Source organism: Aeromonas sp. 11P, from assembly GCF_051920165.1.
Lineage (GTDB): Bacteria > Pseudomonadota > Gammaproteobacteria > Enterobacterales > Aeromonadaceae > Aeromonas > Aeromonas veronii.
Genome location: NZ_JBQBDJ010000004.1, coordinates 2,870,007 through 2,895,000, shown reverse-complemented (window position 1 = coordinate 2,895,000; position 24,994 = coordinate 2,870,007). Strand labels below are relative to the sequence as shown.

At 55.6% G+C, this 24,994-nt stretch carries 22 protein-coding genes (1 of these 22 running past the window's edge); 7 read left to right on the top strand and 15 right to left on the bottom strand.

Translation table 11 applies throughout. The annotated features are described in order from the left end of the window. The 5 genes in view from ACTG1P_RS13355 to ACTG1P_RS13335 are tightly spaced (each overlapping or abutting the next) and all read right to left on the bottom strand, a layout consistent with a single transcriptional unit that may run on beyond the window. Positions 1-450 carry the 5' portion of a TonB family protein gene (locus tag ACTG1P_RS13355; RefSeq protein ID WP_219278750.1) on the bottom strand. It extends 213 nt beyond the left edge of the window, so only the first 450 of its 663 coding nucleotides appear in the window; its start codon is at positions 448-450; its stop codon lies beyond the left edge, outside the window. Then, complete coding sequence (locus ACTG1P_RS13350; protein WP_005339369.1) at positions 447-848, bottom strand: ExbD/TolR family protein; 402 nt, start codon at positions 846-848, stop codon at positions 447-449. Before ACTG1P_RS13350 ends, ACTG1P_RS13355 begins: the two co-directional genes overlap by 4 nt. After that, positions 845-1,375 carry a MotA/TolQ/ExbB proton channel family protein gene (locus tag ACTG1P_RS13345; RefSeq protein ID WP_005339367.1) on the bottom strand — a complete coding sequence of 177 codons (531 nt, stop codon included), beginning with the start codon at positions 1,373-1,375 and terminating at the stop codon, positions 845-847. Before ACTG1P_RS13345 ends, ACTG1P_RS13350 begins: the two co-directional genes overlap by 4 nt. After that, entirely contained in the window at positions 1,372-2,676 is a 1,305-nt protein-coding gene (locus tag ACTG1P_RS13340; RefSeq protein WP_440001466.1) for a MotA/TolQ/ExbB proton channel family protein, read from the bottom strand. The genes ACTG1P_RS13345 and ACTG1P_RS13340 overlap by 4 nt, the downstream gene beginning before the upstream one ends. Beyond that, entirely contained in the window at positions 2,673-3,434 is a 762-nt protein-coding gene (locus ACTG1P_RS13335) for a DUF3450 domain-containing protein (protein ID WP_440001465.1), read from the bottom strand. The genes ACTG1P_RS13340 and ACTG1P_RS13335 overlap by 4 nt, the downstream gene beginning before the upstream one ends. Before the next feature lie 210 nt (positions 3,435-3,644). On the opposite strand from ACTG1P_RS13335, the gene ACTG1P_RS13330 reads away from it, so the two are divergent. After that, a complete protein-coding gene (locus ACTG1P_RS13330) occupies positions 3,645-4,421 on the top strand; it encodes a helix-turn-helix transcriptional regulator (protein WP_005357256.1) in 777 nt (258 codons plus the stop codon). Between the two features lie 349 nt (positions 4,422-4,770). After that, positions 4,771-5,490 (top strand): hypothetical protein, encoded by a 720-nt coding sequence (locus ACTG1P_RS13325; RefSeq protein WP_440001464.1) that lies wholly within the window; start codon positions 4,771-4,773, stop codon positions 5,488-5,490. A gap of 44 nt (positions 5,491-5,534) precedes the next feature. Here the strand turns inward: ACTG1P_RS13325 and ACTG1P_RS13320 are convergent, their stop codons facing one another. The 9 genes from ACTG1P_RS13320 to ACTG1P_RS13280 form a co-directional block, all read right to left on the bottom strand. Further along, positions 5,535-6,416 (bottom strand): DNA adenine methylase, encoded by an 882-nt coding sequence (locus ACTG1P_RS13320; RefSeq protein ID WP_440001463.1) that lies wholly within the window; start codon positions 6,414-6,416, stop codon positions 5,535-5,537. A 70-nt stretch (positions 6,417-6,486) separates the two neighbouring features. Then, positions 6,487-7,947 carry a hypothetical protein gene (locus ACTG1P_RS13315; RefSeq protein ID WP_440001462.1) on the bottom strand — a complete coding sequence of 487 codons (1,461 nt, stop codon included), beginning with the start codon at positions 7,945-7,947 and terminating at the stop codon, positions 6,487-6,489. 72 nt (positions 7,948-8,019) lie between these two features. Next, positions 8,020-9,621, bottom strand: a complete 1,602-nt coding sequence (locus tag ACTG1P_RS13310) for a Tn7-like element transposition protein TnsE (protein ID WP_440001461.1) — start codon at positions 9,619-9,621, stop codon at positions 8,020-8,022. Beyond that, the gene (locus ACTG1P_RS13305) at positions 9,618-11,117 is read right to left on the bottom strand and encodes a TnsD family Tn7-like transposition protein (RefSeq protein ID WP_440001460.1); all 1,500 of its coding nucleotides are present in this window, start codon (positions 11,115-11,117) and stop codon (positions 9,618-9,620) included. Before ACTG1P_RS13305 ends, ACTG1P_RS13310 begins: the two co-directional genes overlap by 4 nt. A gap of 1 nt (position 11,118) precedes the next feature. Next, positions 11,119-12,732 carry an ATP-binding protein gene (locus tag ACTG1P_RS13300; RefSeq protein WP_440001459.1) on the bottom strand — a complete coding sequence of 538 codons (1,614 nt, stop codon included), beginning with the start codon at positions 12,730-12,732 and terminating at the stop codon, positions 11,119-11,121. After that, a complete protein-coding gene (locus ACTG1P_RS13295; RefSeq protein WP_440001458.1) occupies positions 12,725-14,812 on the bottom strand; it encodes a Mu transposase C-terminal domain-containing protein in 2,088 nt (695 codons plus the stop codon). Before ACTG1P_RS13295 ends, ACTG1P_RS13300 begins: the two co-directional genes overlap by 8 nt. Further along, positions 14,799-15,626 (bottom strand): heteromeric transposase endonuclease subunit TnsA, encoded by an 828-nt coding sequence (locus ACTG1P_RS13290; RefSeq protein WP_041218323.1) that lies wholly within the window; start codon positions 15,624-15,626, stop codon positions 14,799-14,801. Before ACTG1P_RS13290 ends, ACTG1P_RS13295 begins: the two co-directional genes overlap by 14 nt. A 142-nt stretch (positions 15,627-15,768) precedes the next feature. Then, entirely contained in the window at positions 15,769-17,601 is a 1,833-nt protein-coding gene (gene glmS, locus ACTG1P_RS13285) for a glutamine--fructose-6-phosphate transaminase (isomerizing) (protein ID WP_005355853.1), read from the bottom strand. Positions 17,602-17,657: 56 nt separating this feature from the next. Continuing rightward, positions 17,658-18,431, bottom strand: a complete 774-nt coding sequence (locus tag ACTG1P_RS13280) for a DeoR/GlpR family DNA-binding transcription regulator (RefSeq protein WP_064335026.1) — start codon at positions 18,429-18,431, stop codon at positions 17,658-17,660. Positions 18,432-18,553: 122 nt separating this feature from the next. On the opposite strand from ACTG1P_RS13280, the gene blrA reads away from it, so the two are divergent. The 5 genes from blrA (at position 18,554) to creD (ending at position 23,578) form a co-directional block, all read left to right on the top strand. Next, complete coding sequence (gene blrA, locus ACTG1P_RS13275) at positions 18,554-19,228, top strand: beta-lactam response regulator transcription factor BlrA (RefSeq protein WP_013724228.1); 675 nt, start codon at positions 18,554-18,556, stop codon at positions 19,226-19,228. After that, positions 19,225-20,646 carry a beta-lactam sensor histidine kinase BlrB gene (gene blrB / locus ACTG1P_RS13270; protein ID WP_429214197.1) on the top strand — a complete coding sequence of 474 codons (1,422 nt, stop codon included), beginning with the start codon at positions 19,225-19,227 and terminating at the stop codon, positions 20,644-20,646. Before blrA ends, blrB begins: the two co-directional genes overlap by 4 nt. Before the next feature lie 80 nt (positions 20,647-20,726). Then, entirely contained in the window at positions 20,727-21,521 is a 795-nt protein-coding gene (gene blaOXA / locus ACTG1P_RS13265; protein ID WP_181270121.1) for an OXA-12 family class D beta-lactamase, read from the top strand. An 83-nt stretch (positions 21,522-21,604) separates the two neighbouring features. Beyond that, entirely contained in the window at positions 21,605-22,084 is a 480-nt protein-coding gene (locus tag ACTG1P_RS13260; protein WP_429214195.1) for a DUF1566 domain-containing protein, read from the top strand. Between the two features lie 117 nt (positions 22,085-22,201). Next, a complete protein-coding gene (gene creD / locus ACTG1P_RS13255) occupies positions 22,202-23,578 on the top strand; it encodes a cell envelope integrity protein CreD (protein ID WP_440001457.1) in 1,377 nt (458 codons plus the stop codon). Between the two features lie 52 nt (positions 23,579-23,630). Here creD and glmU read toward each other — a convergent pair whose 3' ends face one another. Further along, positions 23,631-24,992 carry a bifunctional UDP-N-acetylglucosamine diphosphorylase/glucosamine-1-phosphate N-acetyltransferase GlmU gene (glmU, locus tag ACTG1P_RS13250; protein WP_440001456.1) on the bottom strand — a complete coding sequence of 454 codons (1,362 nt, stop codon included), beginning with the start codon at positions 24,990-24,992 and terminating at the stop codon, positions 23,631-23,633. Positions 24,993-24,994 lie beyond the last annotated feature (2 nt).

Sequence of the window (24,994 nt, the reverse complement as noted above, 5' to 3'; positions counted from 1 at the left end):
GGCACGATAGGGGTAGACCGGCTCGATCCGTTGCAGCGGCATCAGCATGTCACCTGCGCCGATACCCGCTCCCTGCTGCTGTCCGTGGTAGTTGCCACTCAATACCGGTGCAGTACTGGTCGCCACACCGGGGGCATAGACCTGCACCGCACTGAGGCTGGAGACCAGATCCAGACTCGGCTCAACGGCCGCCAAGGGGGCTGCAGCGGGCATCGGCAGCGGTGTCGAGGCCAATGCAGCGGGAGGCTCTGGCAGAGGCTCGGGTTCCTGCGGTACCAGACGCTCGCGCACCTGCACCTCGGTCACCTCGTTCTGCATATTGATGACGATGGGCTTCTGCTCGCTCGCCACCTTCTCGCCCCGGGGCGGTTCAACCAGGGTGGCCATGAACAGCAGGATGCCCAGGCTGAGGGCAATCCCCAGCCCCAGGCTCATCAGCTTGTATTTCATTTCGGCGCCACCGCCACGGCGATATTGGCGATGCCTGCCGCCTTGGCCTCATCCATCACCCGCACCACCTTCCCATGGGGCACTCGCTCGTCGGCCTGGATCACCAGGCTGGCATCGGGCTGCTCCGCCAGCAGGCGGGCGATGGTGGCCTGTACCCGCTCCACATCGATCTGCTTGCGGTCGAGGAAGATCTGACCCTGAGCCCCGATCGCCAGCATGATGCTGGAGGATTTCTGCGCCTTGGCCTGACTGGCCTGGGGCCGGTGCACCTCGAGCCCGGCTTCGCGCACGAAGGAGGTGGTGACAATAAAGAAGATCAGCATGATGAACACGATATCCAGCATGGGGGTCATGTCGATCTGCACTTCGTCACGCTGGCGTTTGGATTGCCGTCTCATTGCATTACCTTCTCTTCTCGCAGGCCGTCCCGGGTCTTGGCCAGCGCACGCTTGGCCTGACTCTCGAGCCGACTGAGTAACAACACGCCGGAGAGTGCCACCACCATGCCTGCCATGGTGGGGATGGTGGCGCGGGAGATCCCGCCCGCCATGCTCTCCGGGTTAAAGCGGTTGGCCGCGGCCAACGCATCGAATACGCCGATCATGCCGGTCACAGTGCCCAGCAACCCCAGCATGGGGCAGAGCACCACCAGGGTGCGGATGAAGATCAGATGACGGTTCAGTTCCAGCTCCGCCTGTGCCAGCCAGCGGCTGCGGATCGCCCGAGCGTGCCAACTGTGGCGCTCGCTGCGGGCCTGCCAGCGACCGAGCAGCTGTTGCTGCAAGGGGCCAAAACCCAGATTGAGGTAGAGCAGCCGCTCGATCATCAAAATCCACATCAGCACCAGCAGGGCCAGAATGACCCAGAGCACAGGGCCGCCACGGCCCATGAAACTCTGCAGCTGTTGCCAGATGTCGAGCATCATGCTGCTCGCTCCATCCCGCCGTTATTGCTCTCGGCGCGCTCGGCCAGAATGCCGGCTACCTGCTGCTCCAACACATTAGAGAGCTCGGTGAAGCGCGATTGCAGCAGGCTGTGGGCCAGGATCAGCGGAATGGCCGCCACCAGACCCTGTACCGTGGTGACCAGCGCCATGGAGATGCCGCCCGCCATGATCTTGGGATCGCCGGTGCCAAACTGGGTGATGGCCTGGAAGGTGCCGATCATCCCGGTTACGGTACCGAGCAGACCCAGCATGGGGGCGATGGCCGCGATCACCTTGACCATGCCGATACCGCGCTCCATGCGAGGAGTCTCCTGCAGGATCGCCTCATCAAGACGCAGCTCCAGGGTCTCCATGCTCAGCTCGGGGTGTTTGTCCGCCACCGTCAGTACCCGGCCGAGGGCGTTGTCGGCGTGATACTCGCCGCTCTTGAGCTGGCGGCGCACCAGAGTCAGTTCGCGGGAGAGGCTCCACAGCCGTACCGCCGCAATTCCCAGACCGATAGCGGCCAGCAGAACGATAATGGCGCCGACCTGACCACCTTGCTGTACCTGCTGCCAGAAAGTGGGCGCTTGCGCCAACATCGCCAGCAGAGCGCCATGAGAAGGATCCAGCGGCAGCGCTTCCCCTTCCTGACCCTGATAAGCGGCAACGGCAGAGAGCACGCTGCCGGGCAGACCCAGTACCGGGCTCAAGCCTTCGGCGGTCGGTTGCAGGAAGCCGTCACTCCCCAGCAAGGCAAAGCTGCCAATCCGGGTCAGCGACTGCTCGCTGGCAGCCCCCTTTGCATCGAGCACCTTGCCGTTGAACCGGGCAATCCGGCCAGATTCGCGGATCTCCTGCAGCAGAGTAGCAGGCAGCAGGGCGAGGGCGGCACGATCCGGCACCTGTTTATCTTGTGCCATGGCTTTCAGCGGGGCGAGACGTTCCGGGTACTGGCCCTCGACGGCGGATTCGCTCAGCAGCTTGACTGCATCGCTGGCGCCCTGACGGGTGACCGCGAAGATCTCGTTCATGTCTCCGGAGGCTTGCTCCCACTGTGCGTTGAGCTCGACCAGCTGCTTCTCGTTGCTGGCGAACTTGCCGGCCAGCTCCTTGCTCAGGCGCTGGGCCTCGGCCAGTCTGGCGCGGGCAGTGCCGAGCTCCTTGGCAACGGTCGCCAGATCTTGCTGAGCCTGCTGTTCACGAGCCTGTTCCTGCTGCTGCCACTCATCGGCGACAGCGGCGTTGGTACCGCAGGAGAGGGCAATAAGGAGGGGGAACCACTTCATGGTGACTCTCATGATTGGGCCTCCTGACTGCGGCTGACAGAGAGGGGGACATTGAGCAACTGGGGAACTTTCTTGTCGGCGGCCACATCCATCGCCTCGGCGATAGGGGAGAGCCACTGGCTATCGAGGGCTTGCCACAGCTTCGCCTCGGCAGACCAGCGCCATGCCTGACTGCGATCGGCCGTCATTGCCAGCAGGGAGACCCGACCCAGCGCCAGCACATCGACCCGACGCGGAGCTCCATCCAGCTCCAGCTCGGCGGAATAGCTGTCCATCCGGCTGCCATACTCGGCTTCAATCTGATAGGCCTGCAGCAGCTGACGGAATTTCTCTGCCTCGCTAACGTCTGCACGGGCCAGGGTCGCTTTCAACTGTTCAACCCGCGCCAGCCGATCTTCCTTGCGCAGCGGGATGTCGTTTTGCACCAGCTGTTCCAGATCTGCCTGCATCTGCAGCATCAGCGGGATCAAGCCCTGACGGGTCTCTTGCACCGCTTCCAGCTGCTGGCTCAATTTCCCCAGCTCATTTTGCTGATCGGCCACCAGAGATTGCATGTAGCGGTTGTAGGCTTCGAGGTCACGCAGTTGCAGCTGGGCATTTTGCAGCTCCAGTCGTGCGGCAACAGCGGCATCGGCGGCTTTTTCCACCCGCTGCTGGGAGGCTTTTCCGGCAGCTATGCTGTTCTTGAGGGCGGGAGCAACCAGCTCATCCCCGATGGCAGCAAAGTGGACTGACAGTGGCAGCAGGGCCACACCCCATAATTTGTTCATTGAAATACATCTTACTAATGATAACTATTATCATTATCTCAAATGCAGGGCGGACTGGCAACGAGAGGATTTTCTTGGCCTTTATGCACAAAAACAGGATAATTTTTAAGCACGCACGGAATAAGTGGCGCCAATAGCCACCGCACAAATATAAATAACGAGAAAAAATCTTTTCGATCAGTGTGATAGAGATCGAAAAAGGAGAAAGTAATGCTCAACGATGCGATCTGGGAACATATAGACAAGTTCACCAAGGCAACAAAAACCAGCGATATCCAGCAACTGCTGGAGCGCTTCAGTCATCAAATGGGCTTCGATTACTTTCGGCTGCTGATTATTTTCCCCATCAGCATGCAAAAATCCCACGTGGCACTGTTCAACAACTGTCCGACCACCTGGTTTGACGCCTATAGCGAAAACCAGTATCTGACCCAGGATCCGGTGGTCTATCTGGGGCTGAAACAGACCCAGCCGATCTTCTGGAACAAGCTCGACTGCGACTCGCCCTGGCTGCCCAGCGCCAGCCGCGACGTGATGAACCTGGCGGCCGATTTCGGGGTACGCAATGGCGTCTCCTTTCCGCTGCACACCCCACAGGGGGAGCACGGCATCCTCTCATTCATCACCAAGGAGAAATCCAACTCCGACCTGATGTTTGAAAATGTTCCGCTGCTTTCGTTCTGCGCCAGCTACATCTTCAACTCCGCACTGCAACTGATCAAAAGCAGACCTGATATGATGAAATACCTGACCGAACTGTCGGATCGGGAGAAGGAGTGCCTGTTCTGGGCCAGCGAGGGCAAGACCTCCTGGGAGATCGCCACCATCCTCGGCATCAGTGAGCGGACGGTCAACTTCCACCTAACCCAGGTGACCAACAAGACCGACTCGAAGAACCGCAGTCAGGCCATCGCCAAAGGGATCACCAGCGGCATCATAGTGCCCTCCCTCGACGAGGTCACCATCACCAACCTTCGGCTGTCGTAACCCCTCAGCCGAAACAAAAAGAGCCGCAATTGCGGCTCTTGTTGGATGAAAATAAAGTTTCATCCAAAATGACTATCAAAACTGCTTGTTTTGGGCGGCTTTTTGTCATCGATCTCGGCTAAAGTATCATCCTAACTGAGGAATCTTCAGTTAGATCGCCTTCAGAAATGAAAATAAAGTTTCATCCTAAATAGCTGTTCCTAACACCACTACTCCCATTGGGGCAACATCGTTCACCGAAGGGCCAGCACATACACAACATCAAGCCTTGTGGAGTGAAAGGCTCATCGACTCATACAATATAACATTGCTAATATAGGCAGCTTCATTCATATACAGGCTAATTCATTTGAACCCACAAGATTTGGCCGCTATCGAGCAAATCGTTCAGCAGGCTATTCAGAACACAGAGTTCATCAGTAAGGTCTGGATCGCTGGCGCAGCCGTCATTGTATCTCTGTTCGCCGCACTTGTAGGGTCAGGCACCCAGATGTTGGTCGCTCGCGGGCAACGGAGAACACAATTAAAGCTGGCCGAAGAGCAGACTAAGCAACAGCAACAGGCCCTGAACGATCAACTTTCAATGCAAGAGCTTGCATCCCGGCGGATCGCCAATGCAAATATCACAGCTAAACGGCAGATCTGGATAGATGAGCTGCGTAAAGACATAGCGAGATACCTCTCTCTATGGCAAGATATTTCCTATCGTTGGGATGCTATCGTTAGTCAGCCACGATCGAGATGGATTACAGATAAGGCTTTGCAGATTTTCCAACAACCAATCGCACAAATGAGAATGGAAGCCCTTGAATTACAACTACGCATAGAGCTTCGTCTCAACATGACGGAAGTAAAACACCAAGATCTTAAGAAACTGATGGTAGCGCTGGAAGACTCAACGGTACTTTTTCAACGCAATATAAGTAATATTCCCCCAAAGATTATTCAGACGAACTTTAAAAAAATTCACCATGACATCATAATTAAAACTCAGGAGATCCTAAAGGAAGAGTGGGAAAGGGTCAAAGTGGATTCTTACGCAGACCCAAATACCCAGCCCAACATCTGAAACACCTATTCAAGGCGAAATACTTTAATTATTTCTAGGGAAGTTCATGCTCTCTTAGAAATTTTTTCATCAAACTTATTTAATGCTAGGTAAGGAATGACAACATCATGACCATATATCATCACCTCTGAACCTTTCTTTTTATCCTGTGCGGTATAACTCAGAAAATATTCATCCTGTCTATACTGGTCATATATCTCCTTTATCTGAGGGACATTGTCGTATGAAACTATCCACGGACTCTTAACATTATTAAGTACGCTTGCAATTTTAACATGATCATCATGACCATAAAAATTGCGATAGAGCCCAGAGCCTTTTACATAGTATGGAGGGTCAAGATATAATAGTGTCTTTGATGGTAACGATGGCACTATATCTTCAAGCAATGCAACCGCATCCATATTATAGACATGAATTCTGTTCTTAAAGCGTCCAATAAGCTCTATGCGACGGGTAAGATCATCCTTGTTGTATCTAACATCTAGCTTCCACTTCCCTGATTGAGCCAGACCACCAATAACTCCGGCTTTCAATATACCGGATCTGTTTGTACGGTTTAAATAAAAGGTTGCTAAAGCAACCTCCAATAGAGAATGCTTCTCAATATTAAGCAAAATCTGCTTCTGCTCGTGCCATTTCTCAATAGTTACAGGAGTATCATAAATTAACTTACAGAGTTCTTCTGTATGATGTACAGCTGCGAACCAAAAAGAGTAGATAGCTGGGTCAAGATCATTGATATGGATATGAGAAGCATACTCATGAAAAAGTAGCTCTAAAGCAACTCCAGCCCCTCCGGCATATGGCTCCACATAGTGTCCATCAAGCAAATCATTGGTTTCAAAAATTTGCTTAACAAAATGTGAAAATTTCCCTTTTCCACCAGGATACCTGAGGGGGGTTGAGAATGCTTTAGCTCCCATAGCAACTACCTGCTTTCTATCAAGTTAAGCACTATAAGAACACATTTTTGTTCAGTTGGCCAGCTCAACATCAACTCCATATGGCCTCCAGCATTGGCCTATACTCATCTGCTATATCCTTGATTTCAGAAGAAATTGGTGCGCTGGCTGTTCCATGAACAAATTGATTAAAATGGTCAACAGACCCAATAGTCTCCTTTGCTGTAGCTCTCTTCGCTATAGCTCGAGCTTGTTCTACGTTAATTTTTCCTTGATTTTCTAAGTGCTTAACAACTGAAGCCACCTTAATCGAAAGTTTATCACTATCATTCAATGGCTTCCCGTTATCATGTCGATTTACAGTCAAGCCACTTGAAGACTCTCGCTTTACCACCTCATCACATGAGACCTCAATAAACACTCTGAATGTGATAGCAACAGCATTAACAACCTTATCAACTTCAAGCTTGGTTCTTAACTCACGATAGAGTTCATTTATTCTGTTATTTTTTATATTTAAAGACCATGGAATAAGATACTTTCTTGCTCTTGATGATGGTTTTGCTTTAATACCTTTTGTACCACTTGTAACTGGTTCTCCCTGGGTGACGCCATCAATATTCCCATCAATATCTGTTGGGATAGGCTTACCATTTCCCTCCGGCTCACCAACAACGGGCTCACCAGTATAATTACCCCCCATAGTGGTGGTGATATTATTGGGTTTATTAATTTTACTAGGATTTAACTCAGGTGGAATATGTTGAACAAAGTGCTTTCTATCCGCATCACTTCGGATGTCGTTAACGTTATACCCCTCATTACAGAACAAATTAATAGCAAATTCTATACTAGGAACCACGCTCAATAATGGATAAAGGAGAACAATTTCTTTGTCCTCTATCTTGTAACCAAAAGTATCCTGAGCAGGTTTAGATGAAAATAAACGTGTCAGTGTCGTCACATGGATAGAAAAAACATCTTTAACTGTATGAGGAGAAAACAACCTTGAATTATCTTTTATTAAATTCCTCACTTGTCGCCCAATCGACTCAATACCAGTCTGACGCGCTCGTCGCTCATCTCGTATATCACTGTTCCAATTTACACGACCAACACCAGCATTTTCACCCGTATGCTTTAGCTCTATCCATATATCGCCAGCAGCTCTTGATGGAACAACACTAAATTCAATCTCAGCTGGAATACCTCCATTCAATTTTTTTTGTGCCTCAATAAACCCCTTTAATAATTTTTCATCCGGGCACAAATCAGGCTTTTGAAGTAGTTTCAACGCTGTCAGTCTTCGATTTCCTTCTAGAACGACATAGTTTGAATCACCATCTGGAGTAACCAATTGTAATTCTGTAGGATCTAATCCATTCTCAGCAATATGATTGGCTAATCTCAGCAGTTTTTTCCCATCATCAGGATCAGCCATTATTAACTCTATAGCTTCTCTCTGACTCTGTGCAACATCGCCACCAAAACGTACGTTATCTTGATCCAACTTTATCAGGTCTAAGGGTATAGACTTTATAACTCTTTTCATAACAACCCCTTGAAATTTTTTAATTTTATTTTTTAGTTAATACAATTTCCATCATAAAAAACATTTTAACAGTCAAGCTTGTCTCAAGCACGTCAAAACTCGCTGCAGCCAGCTCAGTTGACGTTCTGACAGATTGAAATCATTTTTAGGATGATGGATTGACTCATTAGTAGCACAGTGCAACCTCATACTCACAGGCCACCGCAGTGAGCTTTTTACGACATCTTTTAATATCTGGGTGATACCTTGTACTGGGTCGATACCTGGTCTCATCACAATCACTCGTGTGGACATACTCTTCTTATTATCGCTCGTATCTATCTCCAACAGATATTTCTCTTGGCGATCAGACAGCCGGAACCGAGCCATCAAATAGCAACGTGATGAACCATCCTCCATCTGATGATAGCTACGACGGAGGACTTGAGGTAAAGGCTTCACTTCAAGTTCCAGCAAATCGATATCAGGCTCATGGGAAATCTGCCTTATGATTTCTCTGAGTACTTCAAAGCAATTCGGGTACTCCTCCGCCTCTCGTTGCTCTTCCAGTTGCTGTAATTCTGTCGGGGGGATATCGCCTCCGGCGACGTCGTCACATAATCCAAGAAGGGAGCCATGACCGGAAAGGTCTTCTCCTTCCAACTTCTGACCAAAATGGCTGACTCGCTGCCCTTGGTAGACTGCCCGAATATTCCGCTGGCCAAGGAAGGACAAACCTTCCATCGGTAGGTCCAAGAGTTGGCGATCCTTGCTCTCATCAGTATCCTCCTCAGCATCCAATATGATGTCATCATTCGATGAGCTTGGATTTCTGGTTCCACCCCTATCGCCACTAACTGAAAGCTTGAGGGCTGGGTGATGAAACGATATAGGTTGAAAACAATTCAACTCGAGCCCTTGTAGGGTTTTAATCTCCCAAACCAGCATTTCTTTACTGTCCCAATCTAAGGGGCCAAGAACATCCATACAGGCACCAGAAATGGTCGCCGGTGGCTCAAAGTTGAACTGCCAACGTGTATACCGCCCACCAAATGAAAACTGCTCCTGATTGAGGCATCGCCATATAGATTCAAAAGACTGCTTAACACCATCACTTAGCAGCAGCCAACTGAAGAGATCACGATACGATTCCATCTGGAGTAGACGGGCCGGAGCACCGGTCTTAGCTGGGGTGTGGATATGGATTGCATCCTGATCCCTTTGCACAGAAAAGATCATGTCTAAGCCATTGGGTTCAAAGGCTGACCGGGCCAGGAAAGTGGTATGAAAGAAGAGTTTGCGAGCCAGCTCGAACTTGGGGAGCCAGATAGTAAGGCCATCCACCTCGAACACAAAACAGCGTTGGCTGGCCACTTCAGGATTGCGAGCAAGCCTTTTTGCCAATCGTGGACATTCACCCAGTTGCTTTTCGCGCCATTCAGCTATTGGTGGCAACTTGACTTTTTTCTGGAAGCCATTCGAGCGATAAGGAGCCTCATCCTCTGCAACAAACTCACGTCCAATGCCCAAAATACAGCTCATCTCCAAGCCGAACTGACGTTGCTCCAACTCGTCTTTTTGACTGAAAATCGACGCTAAATGCCACGATGCTCCTGCTGAATTAGCTCTGAAAAAATTACCTACAGCCAGCAATTTGGCATTTTTAGGGATCTGGCGGAACAAGATACGACTCAATCCAATCCTCCTATGATTGTTATAAATGAGGCTGTCAGGGACGCAATCTTTCCCTTCTGCAATCCACAACGTCTTGCCAATTGCCAACCCATTGAATGCTGGCCTGTCATAGCATCTTCGATCATGGCATTGGTCAAACGACGGATCTGGTACTCCCCGACAGACTCGGCATATCGATCCAGATAAGCCCGACAGAGAGGTAGTTCATCTAGGTGGCGCTCGACGGATGATCGATGAGGAAGCTGGCGTAGGAACCAGCTACGGCTCTTGCGTGGCAGGCTTAGATCCGATTCAGCGCGCTCCCCTATTCGTACCAAGAGTCGCACCAACTTTCTATCTCTGGCTGCCCAATTGATGCAGCTGTTGTTACCCTGCCGAGCGTGCTTGGTCTTGTCGACATTCAGCAGCCATACCCTGTCATGCCTGTAGATCCAAGCATAAACAGCTTGGAAACCTGCACTTCTGGCAGCCTTGGCTCCACCATATGTATTCAGGGCAACAAGCCACTGAGATCGGTATTTTCTCTTCCTGCGAGCATCAGCAGGTAATTGCGGAATAGATCGATGGGAAGCGACTTCCGCGATGCAGGTCGCTGCTTCAGCGATGAGATCATGGACGGTTTGCCCAGGTCTTAGACTTGTCCAAACAATGAGATGTTGCAGAAAGCTAAATGCCTTGCGGTGCTTTCTGAACATTGATTGTAACCAAAGCGGCGGTTCAGTCGCCCATAGACTATTGACCGCAAGATAATCTCTCGGATAAAGCTCAAGGAGCCTTTCCCATATGACCCTGGCCTTAATTTGCTTACCCTTCATGGCTCCACACTCAGCAGCCAGATGCCGGTAGAAGTTGGTCCACACCTCGTAACCGGAGGGGCTTGTTCCCCTGAAGGCCAGGAGCTGCGTTAATGCGTCCGCTAGCCTAACGGCATCTTCCCCACAAGGCTGGACAGTGGAGCTAGGGGGCAGAAACAGGGAGGAGGCAGCATGAAATTCGTGTCTCTGTGCCCGCCTGAATGGGATGGGCGAATCTACCAGCGCGCAACCATGGGCCGAGCAGACGTCCACACCCTGAACCTGCCAACTTCGCAGCCAATAGGGCTCCCCGAATTTTGCCACCATTTCCTCTATACAGAACGGGCAATAACGCAACCACTCGGGCCATTTGACCAATGCTGTGGAGGCACCAGCTAGGCCTATAACTACGGGCATGTTTGGAGCCAACATGGCCTGGAGAAGCCTTTGCCGGCGCTCCTGCGGGATGAAAGGCGAATAAAGCGGGAAGAGGGTGTGGTTGACCACCAGATCACCGGTGTCCAAGCCGGTGTTGCTCGCTAGGCTTTCCAAATGGCTGGGCAGGTCGGTAATCGCCGCTACTTTGGTATCGCCAAACAGCTCCCTCAATAGGCTCTTATGGCTGTCAACACCCAAATGAACCCGACAGCGGGCTACGGCGCTGTAGAGGAGTTCGTCTGGATAAAGTCTGGGGAAATACATGTCAGCTTGCCTTGCCCAGCAACACCTGCAGCTCGAACACCAGGCCAGCCTCTTTGAACCTGCCGTAAACCTCGCCCTCTTGTCCGTTGGCATAGCGTCGCCGCAGGTCGTCTTGAGGTAACTGACTCCATTCCGTCCGCTTCACTCTGGAAAATCCAGAAGCTTTGGGTTTGTCCTGAACTAGGTAGGATGTCGCCTTGTGGATCAAGACTGCCAAGGGGATCTCGGGATACTCGGCCAGCAGCTTGTCCGCCATGGGAATGGCAATATCCTTGGGGATCTCCATTCCCTCGAGCAAGGCAGCCAGCTTTTTAGCCCTGTCATCAACCGGTGGGGCCAGTGGCTTGGATTCTGTAATTCTGTCCAATGACTGTGTAAGGGAGAGCAGCTTGCCTTCTATCTCTGGCATCAGAAGATCGTCGTATTTGGCGATGAGTTCCGGCCTGTTGCTCCGTAATGCTGCCAGCATGGGATGGACCGGCTTGAACTCATCCTCGTAGACTTTGCGCAGCAACATTGGCTTGATACATTCAGCACCCGTCACTATGGCCCGGATCTGCGCCAGTGCGAACAACTTGATGACGATATCCATGACCCCCTGAGTGAGCTCGTACATGGTCGCCTCAAGCTCATCGTCCAGGGGAGAGGCCTCCCGCACCCACTGATATTTCCAAAGCCGTTTCAAGAGCCGTTTCCAGTGCTCGTCTCTTGGCAACCTGTCCCAGCGGATGCTACCCAAGCCGGAGATACGTCGAGCAGCCCTGAATGTGCGCTGGAAGAACTTGCTGGCCCTGTGTGTGCCCACCTGAATGATGGGCACTCCTATGGTGTTGACCAAGGATACGAAGAAATTGTGCATCTTCTCGGCCCCGCCAGACCGGGCCTCGTTGAGGTTCTGAACCTCATCGATGATCAGTACTCCAAGAGCATGAAGATTGGCGATCTGACACATACTGGCCAGCAGGCGCTTGGTACCCAGTTTCTTACGACCATGACTGCGGCTGTAATGAGTTCCCAGAACCCTGTCCACTTGGTTGAAGAAGCTCAGGCAAAGCTCGTCCAGATCGCCATCAATGGGGCAGTCAACTTTCAGGTAGGTCAGCTGGGTGATGTTGTAGTCGTGATGATGGAGGGTCTGGGGGTACATACTCAGGATCCGCTCTAGGGTGCGGGTCTTGCCGCAGCCAGAGCAGCCGAACAGCGACAGACTGCTGGCCGTCGAAGAAACGCTCCGGTAGACCGCAGCCTCTAAATCCTCTTCCTCCACGCGGCGGTAACCGTTTTGTAGGTGGGAATACCAGGCACCATTGGCAGGGTTCCGACCGATGTAACCCTGGCGGATCATCAGGCTGATCTTGGCTTCCAACTCAAGGTGGTGGGTCAGAGGCTGAAAGAACCCATGCAACAGGCGGGCAATGGCGTGGGCCCTGAGCCGCCCGTCAAGGAATGCCTCTTGAGGATCGAAGCTTGGTACAGCCTGAAGCTGGGTAACCACCTCTTGTAGGTCAGATATGGGAGGCAAGGCGCTAATAAGCGGATTGTCCTGATATTCAGGTAGTTGTTGCTCAAAGTATTGGGCTAAGGGGATGGCGCCGCGGTGGATTTCGTCAGTCATTCTCCCCCTCCCCAAAGATAAGATCACCAAGATCCGGATAGGCATAGTCGTCGGGTTTCTCACCCCTCAGCGGAACCACATCGGCAGGTTTGCCTGACTGTTCTCTCGCAGGCCTGAAGGCCCCTTGGTGACGCTCATAGCGCTTTTCATCCTGCTTATTCTCGCGGATCTGGGTTCCCAAGTCCTTCTTGGACATACCGGTTTTGATGGGACTAGCATCCTCCGCCAAAGCGGCAATGGCCTCGATCTTCTCGAGTAGCCTGCCCCTTTCCTTCACCCCCTCCATTGCAGCGTTGGCATCACTTCTGCGCTCCTCCCTGGACAGCAGCCAGACGTCCCAGAAGGTCATCCCCCGGTAGCGCCTGCTGCGATCGGCGAGATCACAAATCCAGTACTCTTTGAGGCTATTAGAGGGACGGATGTAGATATGGTCTGCGCTGCGCGGGTCATAGGCCACCATCACCTTTTCGGGTCTATGGCCTTGCCCCCGGTGGAACCAGCCAGACTTCAGAGCCTCCTGGCAGGTGTAGAAGCAACCGAATAGCCTTATACCCAGTTCCGAAACTGTGGCCTGTTCATGGGGCAGCAAGTTGATGCGGACCAGATCCTGAGGTGCAACCCGCAACCGGCCCGTTAGGTTACCCAGTCCCCAATGCCACAACCTAGCGGGTATAGCGGGCAGGTCACCGGGCATACCGGCAGTCCTGTCATATTTACTCAGGACGTGAAAGTTGTTGTGCCAGAGGATGCCAGCAATGATGCTCCTGGTGAATTCCGGCAGTGTCAGGCTGGCGTCGAGTCGATAGTCATGGCCACCGCGCTTGCGGCTGGTTTGACCCTCGACCACACCGCTGACGTAGGGCTTAAAACGTTCCTGCACCGTCCTGAACTGACGCTCGACAATACCCTTGGCATCCCCACGCCTGGCTGGCGCATTCTCAATGCGAACTCCGAAGGATTCGGCGAACGCCTCGACCTTGGTGCCGTTCAGCTCACCTTTGTCCGCCAGTACCACATCGGGCAAGCCCTGCACAGGCCAATCTCCAGTGTCAATCTCCACACCATACTGGCGACAGTATTCCACCTTATCGGCAATGGTATTAGCCAGGGCCACCATGGCACTAATCCAGGATGGCCCCTCGAACCCGACGTACATGCCCGTCACCATCCGGCTAAACACATCGATCACCATGTAAACCACAGGTCTGCCAACGATCAGGCTACGATCATGCTCCGATACTAGGTAGATATCGGCTATGGTGGCGTCGATCTGGTAGCGGTAACCTGGTCCTAGAGTCTCTGTCGTCGACGTCCCCCTGATCGGCCGGATGTCCTTAGCGAAATCTACCGCAGATGTCTGGCGCTCCAAGGTCTCGGTAAAGTGGTACTCACGCTTGTAGAAGTAGCGAAACTGCTCCAGTGTCGGCAGATCATGTGCCGGCAAGCCGGGAAACATGGCACCGAGCAGGTTCAGGCTGGAAGAGTAGACATCGGGAATCGGCGGATGTTTTTCCTTGAGCAGGCGCTCCTCTATGACGCGCCTGAAAATACGCTCTATCTCGGGAGTAACGTTGCTTCCCCGCCCATCCCTGACCACTCTAGGCCGCCCCAGCTTGGCCTGATCGGGCTTGCGTCTCTTGCCACGGCCTCCCGAATTGGCGTAATCCGGCAGTAAGGCATTCTTGCACATGCCCCGTTGCCAGTAGCGCCTGAGAAGCCGGTATACCGTCTGCTTGGTGACACCGTGGCGCTCAGTTATGCCCTTGACGATTTCCCCTCTGGAACGGCGCTCAAACAGACCTGTGTCACGAACTGTCTCTGCCAGTAATTCCCAGGCAGAATCGCGTTTTTGCTGGTCACTTGACCCTTCCTCGACCTCCCGAAGGGTCACATCCAGAAAAGGGTCATCCATGCGTTTCAGCTCCCCGGCGATAAGCAGCCTTTCCAGCTCTGCTACTGGGGTCGATTCTGGAAATGCCAAACTCGAATCAATATCGATCCAGATAGCGTGATCTGCGTCACACCAGAGCAAACGTCTGCGTACCTCATCCATCTGGAGTACCAAGTTAACCGGGAACATGGCGTATCTCCTGCTGTTCTTGATGGGGATTGCTGGATAAATCACCAGGCTTGAGCTCTCTATAGAGCTTGTTGATATCGAAGAGAAAATAGTGGCGAGCAAGCAACTGACGTAGCCAATAGAGCGCCAGCCCTGGTTCGAGCTCGTAAGCCACATCCAGGCTCTGGACAATGCTCGTCAGTGTCTGATCAGGGTGGCGTTGGAACTCGTACAGGAACAAGCTGTAGTAGCGTTCGAGGTCGTTGAGGACAATATCTTCCTCGGCCTGGGCGGGGTAGAGCCACTGGATGTTGGCGAATGCCGTCCGGGAGATCTCCCTCTCGGTGACAATGGCCCAGGAGATCTCTTTCTCTTCCCAGTAACGCCTCTCGAGCTCCAGTCGCTCGATGACTTCAGGTTTCTCGAGGTCTGCGCTGTATTTTGCTTGGAGCGCCATAGCCGGGTGTGTGGGATCGTCGAAGTCCACCAGAAAGTCGGCACTAAGCACCTGCGGGACTCCCTGAAACTTACTATGGGGAAGCCCATACGTTTCGGCAAGGCGGACAGTATCCTCGACACGAAGGGGAAATTGCTCCCGGATATCGATGACCTTCGGAGACCAATCCAGAGTGAGGAAGACGGCGAGTTCTAAGTCGGAGAGGAGGTGATGCATACGTCGGCATTTATTGCCGAATAAGCGGTGAGAACGCCCCAAAGAAGAGACATCCCTGGTGTAGATGAACGGCTTGTAGTCAGATCCCCGGCCTTGACCGCGCCCCTCCTTCAGCCTTCTATCGATCTGAGCCTGAGTCAGGCCCTTGAATGTTCCAGCCATAACAAAGCCAACGTCCTAGTTGATACCATCAACATAGCGCACGTTGGCTTAGGGTGAAACTCTATTTTCAAGGATGAAACTTTATTTGTAGGGATGAAACTTTATTTTCATCCCACAGCTCTTTTTCATTTCAGATAGTGACTTACTCAACGGTCACCGATTTTGCCAGGTTGCGCGGCTGGTCCACGTCGGTGCCCTTGATCAGGGCAACGTGATAGGAGAGCAGCTGCAGCGGTACGGTATAGACGATGGGGGCGATCACCTCTTCCACATGGTTGAGGTTCATGACCCGCATGGTCTCGTCGCTCTTGAAGCCGGTGTCGGCATCGGCGAACACGTAGAGGATACCGCCACGGGCGCGCACCTCTTCCACGTTAGACTTGAGCTTCTCCAGCAGATCGTTGTTCGGCGCCACCACAATGATGGGCATCTCGGCATCGATCAGCGCCAGCGGGCCATGCTTCAGCTCGCCAGCGGCATAGGCTTCGGCGTGAATGTAGGAGATCTCTTTGAGCTTGAGCGCCCCCTCCATGGCGATGGGGTACTGGCTGCCACGGCCGAGGAACAGGCTGTGCTGCTTGTCGGCAAACTCTTCGGCCAGGGTTTCGATATCCTTGGCCAGCGCCAGACTCTCTTTAATACGCAGCGGCAGGGCTTGCAGCGCCTTGACCAGTTCAGCCTCGGCGGCGGCGCTCAGGTGGCCACGGCAGTGACCGACGGAGGCCACCAGCATCAGCAGGCCAGCCAGCTGGGTGGTGAATGCCTTGGTGGAGGCCACACCAATTTCTGCCCCCGCGCGGGTCATAAAGGCCAGATCCGATTCACGCACCAGCGAGGATCCCGGCACGTTGCAGATAGCCAGCGAGCTCATGTAGCCGGATTCCTTGGCCAGACGCAGCGCCGCCAGGGTATCGGCGGTCTCGCCGCTCTGGGAGAGGGTCACCAGCAGGCTGTTGGGGCGCACTACCGATTTGCGATAGCGGAACTCGGAGGCGATCTCCACATCGCAGGAGACGCCAGCGATCTCTTCGAACCAGTAGCGAGCCACCATGCCGGAGTGATAGGAGGTGCCGCAGGCGACGATCTGCACGTGCTCGACCTTGTCAAAGATGGCGCGCGCGCCGTTACCGAACGATTCGACCACCACGTGATCGCTGCCCAGACGCCCTTCCAGGGTGTTGGTGATCGCTTTGGGTTGCTCGTGGATCTCTTTGAGCATGTAGTGACGGTATTCGCCCTTGTCACCGGCATCGTGGGAGAGTTCGGACTCCTGCTCTTCACGCACCACGGCGTTACCGTTGGTATCGAAGATATGCACATCGCGGCGGGTCACTTCGGCCACATCACCCTCTTCCAGGAAGATGAAGCGACGGGTCACCGGCAGCAGCGCCATCTGGTCGGAGGCGATAAAGTTCTCGCCGATACCGCGGCCGATCACCAGCGGTGAACCGGAGCGGGCCACCACCACGCGGCTGTCGTCGCGGCTGTCCATCACCACGGTACCATAGGCACCGCGCAGCTGCTTCACCGCAGTTTGCATGGCGGCCAGCAGGCTGCCGGCGCTCTTCAGCTCGTGATGGACCAGATGGGCAATCACCTCGGTATCGGTGTCGGAGCTGAACACATAGCCTAGCGCCTTCAACTCTTCCCGCAGCTCTTCGTGGTTCTCGATGATGCCGTTGTGCACCACCACGATATGCTCGGAGACGTGGGGGTGGGCGTTGCGCTCGGAGGGCTCGCCGTGAGTGGCCCAGCGGGTATGGGCGATGCCGGTACCACCGTGGACGGACTGCTCGTCGAGCGCCTTGGCCAGCTCGGCCACCTTGCCCAGACGGCGAACCCGCTGCAACGGCTGGTTGGCGCTGAACACGGCCACACCGGCTGAGTCATAACCGCGGTACTCCAGACGGCGCAGGCCCTCTACCAGAATTTCAGCCACATCACGTTGGGCAACAGCCCCGACGATGCCACACATACACTTCTCCTTGAGATGCAAATCGTAAAGTCAGTTGGATGGTTCAGAGCTCGATGTCAGCAAGTGACCGGGGCGCAGATAAGCGTCACCCCCTGGGCTTGAATCTGTTCTCTGGCCTCGCTGGCCAGCCCCTCGTCGGTCACCAGGGTATGGATGCTCGACCAGGGAAGTTCGAGATTGGGGATCTTGCGGCCGATCTTTTCCGATTCGACCATCACAATGACCTCCCGCGATACCTCGGCCATGACCCGCGACAGGCCCACCAGCTCGTTGAAGGTGGTGGTGCCACGTTCCGGGTCGATACCGTCGGCACCGATAAAGAGCTGGTCGAAGTCGTAGGAGCGCAGCACCTGTTCCGCCACCTGCCCCTGGAAGGATTCGGAGTGAGGGTCCCAAGTGCCACCGGTCATTAACAGGGTAGGCTCATTTTCCAGCTCGCGCAGGGCACCGGCCACATTGAGGGAGTTGGTCATCACGATGAGGCCGCGCTTGTTGCCCAGCATGGGGATCATGGCGCTGGTGGTGCTGCCGCTGTCGATGATGACACGGTTGTGATCACGCAGCCGCTCGGCCGCCGCACGGGCAATGGCTAACTTTCGGTTCGAAACTTGTTCAGGGTTGACCTCGACCACCATCTCGTTCGGCAAGGGGACGGCACCACCATAACGGCGCAGCAGCAGACCGCCGGTCTCCAGTACCGCCAGATCTTTACGGATGGTCACTTCGGAGGTAGAAAAGTGTTTGGCGAGGGCGTCGACGCTCACTTCACCCTGCTCTTGTACCAGGGTCACTATGGTGTGTCGGCGTTGTTGAGTATTACGTTTGGTCATTTTTAAGTTTCGATTCGAAAGAACATCGAAATATTAGCCCCTTTTTCGGAAAAATAAAACAGCAAATAGGATCCGATTTGGTTCGATGCCAGAATGGGGTGCCAATTTGCGACGAGGATGCCATGCAAAAGAGAGTCATCTGGCTGGTGGAGGATGAGGCCAGCATTGCCGACACCCTGATTTACGCCCTGCAGACCGACGGGTTCGAGGTGGAGTGGTTCATGCTGGGCCAACAGTTGCTGACACGACTGGAACAGACGCGACCCGACTTCCTGATCCTCGATGTGGGGCTGCCCGACATCAGCGGCTTCGAACTCTGCAAGCAGGTGAGGGCGCTGACCGATATTCCTCTGATGTTCCTCACCGCCCGCAGCGAGGAGATAGACCGGCTGATCGGACTGGAGATCGGTGCCGACGACTATGTGGCCAAACCCTTCTCGCCACGGGAAGTGTGTGCCCGGGTGCGGGTCATCCTGCGCCGCAGCCAGCCCGTCGCCCCCCAGCCCAGCGCCCTGCTGGTACTGGATGAGGAGCGGGCCCGCATCCATTTTCGCGGCCAACCGCTGGCCCTCACCCGCTACGAATATCTGCTGCTCAAGACCCTGATGCTTGCGCCGGGCCGGGTCTACTCCCGCCAACAGCTGATGGATCTGGTGTGGCAGGATGCGGAGGAGAGTCTGGATCGCACCGTCGATACCCACATCAAGACCATCCGCGCCAAGCTGCGCGAACATGATCCCGAAGCCAACCTGATCCTCACCCATCGCGGGCTGGGCTACAGCCTGGAGCTGGCATGAGACTCGGGTTGCAACTGCTGTGCGGCCTGCTGCTGATCTTCGCGCTGGCCGCCTGGTTCGTGCTGGAAATCTTCGTCGAGGAGATAAAACCGGGAGTGCGCAGCGCCACCGAGGATACTCTGGTCGACATGACCCAGCTGCTGGCGCCGCTCGCCCTCGATGATCTGAAAGAGGGCAATATGATGAACGGGCGGTTGGCCAGCGCCTTCGCCCGCCTCAACCAGAATCCCATCAATGCGATGATCGATGGCCACCTCAAGCAGCAGGCGGAGTACCGCATCTATGTCACTGACCAGAAGGGTATGGTGATTTACGACTCCGACGGCACGGATCTGGGCAAGGACTATTCCCGCTGGAACGATGTCTACCGCACCCTGCGCGGCCAATATGGCGCCCGCAGCACCCGCTCCGATCCCGACGATGCCGCCAGCTCGACGATGTATGTGGCGGCGCCGCTGCGGGAGGGGGCAGAGATCATCGGCTCCCTCACCGTCGCCAAACCCAATCGCACCCTGATGCCCGCCATTGAGCGGGGGGAACAGGAGCTGCTGCGGGCTGGCGGCCAAATGCTGCTCATCTCGCTGCTGATCGGCAGCCTGCTGGTGTGGTGGCTCAACCGCGCCATCGGCAAGCTGGTGCACTACGCCGACTCGGTCAGCAAGGGGGAGGCGGCACCGCTGCCGCAGTTGCACACCGTCGAGCTGGATCGGCTCGGCCGCTCGCTGGAGACCATGCGCCACCAGCTCGATGGCAAAAGCTATATCGAAGCCTATGTTCACAGCCTGACCCACGAGCTGAAGAGCCCGCTGGCCGCCATTCGCGGGGCAGGGGAGATTTTGGCCGAAACGCCGCCCCCCGAAATTGCCAAACGCTTTATCGGCAACATCAATCTGGAAACCGCCCGCATGCAGCAGCTGATCGAGCGAATGCTGCAACTCGCGCGGCTGGAGTCGGGGCAGGGGCTGGATCGCCAGTCGGTGGAACCGGCAAAACTGGGCAAGCGCACCCTCGACGCCCGCCAGATCATTGCCCAGCGCCGTCAGGTGGTGCTGGTGGCCGAGCTGGCCAGCGCGCCGAAACAGAAGTGGGATCCGCTGCTGGTGGAGCAGGCCATCGGCAACCTGCTGGACAACGCCATCGACTTCTCTCCCGCCAACGGGCAGGTCACCCTGAGCGGCAGCCAGCAGGAGGAGGGCTACTGTTTTCGGGTCACCGACAGCGGCCCCGGCATTCCCGACTACGCCCTGCCACGCATCTTCGAGCGCTTCTACTCCCTGCCGCGCCCGGACAAAGGCAAGAGCAGTGGTCTCGGGCTCAGCTTCGCCCATGAGGTGGCCCACCAGCATGGCGGCCGTCTGACCCTGAGCAACCGGCCGGAAGGGGGCGCGCTGGCGGAACTCTGGCTGCCGTTCGCCTAGTCCCCCCGCAACTTCACATTCCCCACACAAAGCGGCATTAGACTGCCGCTTTCTCTCATCCATTTGCTCAAGGAAATGCTATGTCCCGCCTGCTTCTCTCCAGCCTGCTGGCTGCCGGTCTGCTCGCAGCCCTGCCTGCCTCCGCCGCCAGCGGCTGCTTTCTCTATGCTGACGGCAACGGCCAGACCCTCTCCAGCGAAGGGGACTGCTCCAGCCAGCTGCCGCCCGCGTCCACCTTCAAGATCCCGCTGGCGCTGATGGGTTACGACAGTGGCTATCTGGTGGATGAAGAGCATCCGGCGCTGCCCTACAAGCCGAACTACGATGGCTGGCTGCCCGCCTGGCGTGAAACCACCACCCCGCGCCGCTGGGAAACCTACTCGGTGGTCTGGTTCTCCCAGCAGATCACCGAGTGGCTGGGGATGGAGCGCTTCCAGCAATACGTCGACCGCTTCGACTACGGCAACCGGGATCTCTCTGGCAATCCGGGCAAGCATGACGGCCTGACCCAGGCCTGGCTCAGCTCCAGCCTCGCCATCAGTCCGGAGGAGCAGGCTCGCTTCCTCGGCAAGATGGTGAGCGGCAAGCTGCCGGTCTCGGCGCAGACCCTGCAGTACACCGCCAATATCCTCAAGGTGAGCGAGATCGACGGCTGGCAGATCCACGGCAAGACCGGCATGGGCTACCCGAAGAAGCTGGATGGCAGCCTCAACCGCGATCAGCAGATCGGCTGGTTCGTCGGCTGGGCCAGCAAACCGGGCAAGCAGCTGATCTTCGTCCATACCGTGGTGCAAAAGCCCGGCAAGCAGTTCGCCTCCCTCAAAGCGAAAGAAGAGGTGCTGGCCGCCCTGCCTGCACAACTTAAAAAGCAGTGAGCTCGCTTCCCGCCAGATAACCCCCGATAACCACGGTCAGCCCACCAGCAACGGGCTGACCGTCATTCGTAAACGAGACAAACATGAAATTATTTCTATTGCTGCTCTGGCTTCCGGCCAGCATGGCGCTGGCTGCCTGTGATCTCTCCGACCGCCTGACGCGGCAGGGAGAAGTCATCCATGATCGGCTAAACCACCTCGAATGGCAGGCGTGCAGCCTCGGCAGCCAGTGGCTGGAGGGGAAAGGGTGCGTGGGCACACCGGCCCTGCTGACACTGCTTGAAGCCAAAGATGAAGCTGCCCGCCTTGGCGAGGGGTGGCGACTCCCCACCATCGAGGAGCTCTTCACCCTGCTCGACGAAAATTGCCGGATGCCAATGACAGACCCGCGTTTCTTCTCCGATATCCATGACAACGGGGAAAATGCAGCCCCCTACTGGACCTCCAGCTCCATCGAGGAGATGCCGGAACTGGTCTACTACATCGACTTTATACACGGGCTCATCGACGGCCATACCGATCGTTTCGCCCAAGCCGCTCGGTTGGTGCGCTCCCGCCCCTGAACAATCCCACGGCGCCTGATGGCGCCGTTTTTCAACAGTTCACCACCACTTCACACAAGCCCATCACCACTTCACGCCGGACTGACAGACTCACTCCATCCAACAAGGAGACGTGTCATGGTCAAACAGATATTTACCCACAAGATCTTTCTGCTGCTGTTGCTCAGCTTGCTGCTGATGGTACCGGTGCAATCCATCATGGAGCTGAACCGGGAGCGTCAGGCTTACCGCAGTCAGGCCATTCACAGCATCATGGCCAGCAGCAGCGGCCCGCAACGACTGATGGGGCCCATTATCGTGCAGCCCTATACCCGTTCGGTGACGGTCGAGCAGGAGGGCAAGCGCTTCGTCCGTCAGGAGCAGATCTACCGCTACCTGCTGCCGGAGCAGCTGGATATCAAGGCCAACATGGAGGTCACCCCGCGCAAGCTGGGCATCTATCAGGCGCAGGTCTACCAGACCCGACTCACCCTATCGGGCCACCTGCCTACCCGACAGAGTCTGCTGAATGACGCGACCTCACCGCTCGGTGAAACGGCCGAGCTGGTGGCGGGCAAACCCTACCTGAGCCTGGTGCTCTCCGATGCCCGCGGTATCAACAGCGTGCCCGAACTGCAACTCGGCACACAGCGGATCCCGTTTGCCCCCGGCGCCCGCCTCGGTGATGCGCTGGCGGGTATCCATGCCCCGATCGACAGCCTGCCGCAACAGGATGGCACCTTCCATCTGGAGCTCAATCTACAGGGGATGAACGCCCTCGACATAGTCCCGCTGGGCAAGGAGAGCACCCTGCAGCTGGCGGGCAACTGGCCCCACCCCAACTTTATCGGTGACTTTCTGCCGGGCAGTCGCACCCTGAGCCCACAAGGGTTTGAGGCCAACTGGCAAACCAGCTGGTTCGCCAGCGACATGGAGACCCGCTTCAACCGGATGATGAACGGGGGCGATAGCAATCTCTCCACCTTCAGCGTCAGTCTGGTGCAGCCGGTGGATCACTATCAGCTCAACGAGCGTGCGGCCAAATATGCCCTGCTGTTTATCGGCCTCACCTTTATCAGCTTCTTTATGTTCGAGCTGCTCAAGGGGTTGCGGGTTCACCCGATCCAGTACGCGCTGGTGGGCATGGGGCTGGCTATCTTCTATCTGGTACTGCTGGCGCTGACCGAGCACCTCGGCTTTGGCTGGGCCTATCTGGTGGCCGCACTGGCCAGTGTGCTGCTCAACGGCTTCTACCTCAGTCATGTGCTGGGTGGCCCGAAGCAGGGGATCGGCTTCGCGGCGCTGCTCGGGCTGGTCTATGCCATCCTCTACAGCCTGCTGCAGGCCGAAGAGATCGCCCTGCTGCTCGGAGCCCTGCTGCTGTTCGCCACCCAGGCGCTAATCATGCTGCTGACCCGCAAGCTCGACTGGTATCAGGTGATGGACTACAGCGCACCCGCGACCACATGGGCGGCCCCCCAGTCATCGACCAGTGACACCAACCATCAGTCATAAGCCAAAAAAAACCGGCGCCATCAGGCGCCGGTTCTATTTTATTGATCGGGCATCACTTCTTCTTGACCGGACGAGCCCAGTTTTTGATGTGACGCTGGGGCACCCGGGTGATCACCAACTCGTTCTCGGCCACATCCTTGGTGATGGTAGAACCCGCCCCCAGAGTCGCCCCCTTGCCGATGCGCACTGGCGCCACCAGCTGGGTATCGGAACCGACAAACACATCATCCTCGATGATGGTCTGGAATTTGTTGACCCCGTCGTAGTTGCAGGTGATGGTACCGGCACCGATATTAACCCCGGCCCCGATCTCGGCATCACCCAGATAGGTCAGATGACCGCACTTGGAACCAACCCCCAGACGGGCCTTCTTCATCTCGACGAAGTTGCCAACGTGCGCATCCTGCTCCAGAACCGCCCCCGGACGCAAGCGGGCAAACGGGCCCACTGAGCACTGATCTGCCACCTGTGCACCCTCGATAACCGAGTAGGGTTTCACCTCGGTGTGGTCGCCAATGACACAATCCTTAAGTACGCAACCGGCGCCGATACGAACGTGATTGCCGAGAGTCACCTTGCCCTCAATGATGACGTTTGCATCAATAACGACCTCTTCACCAATTTCCAAAACCCCACGCAAATCAAAGCGTGCGGGGTCGATCATGGTTGCACCTGCAATCATCAGTTTCTCAGCCTGCATCTGCTGATAGCTGCGCTCAAGCTGGGCCAATTGCACCCGATTGTTGGCCCCTTCCACCTCGGCGGCGCGCTCCGGATGGACCGCTGCGATCGGGCAGCCATCAGCGTGCGCCATGGCAATCACATCGGTCAGATAGAACTCGCCCTGGGCATTTTTGTTATCGAGACGAGACAACCATTGACGCAACTGGCCCCCATTGGCCACCAGCACACCAGTGTTCACTTCGCGGATCGCCAGCTGTTCGGCATTGGCATCCTTCTGCTCGACGATGCCGACCACCTGACCATTTTCACGGACGATGCGGCCATAGCCGGTGGGGTTGTCGAGCACCACGGTCAGCAGTGCCATCCCGTTTTCCGCCTTGGCAGCCAGCAGTCGCTGCAGGGTCTCTGGCTGGATCAGCGGGGTATCGCCGTAGAGCACCAGCACGTCGTCTTCATCCTTCCAAAACGGGATGGCCTGAGCGACGGCGTGACCAGTCCCCAGCTGTTGCGCCTGCAGCACCCAGTTCACATCGGCCGCCACGATCCGCTCTTTCAGCAGCTCGGCACCGTGGCCATAAACCAGATGCAGCTGCTCGGCACCGACCTGACGGGCAGTATCGATCACATGGGAAACCATGGGTTTGTTGGCTACCGGGTGGAGTACCTTGGGCAGGGAAGAGCGCATGCGGGTACCTTTACCCGCCGCCAGGATCACGACGTTGAGGGACATAA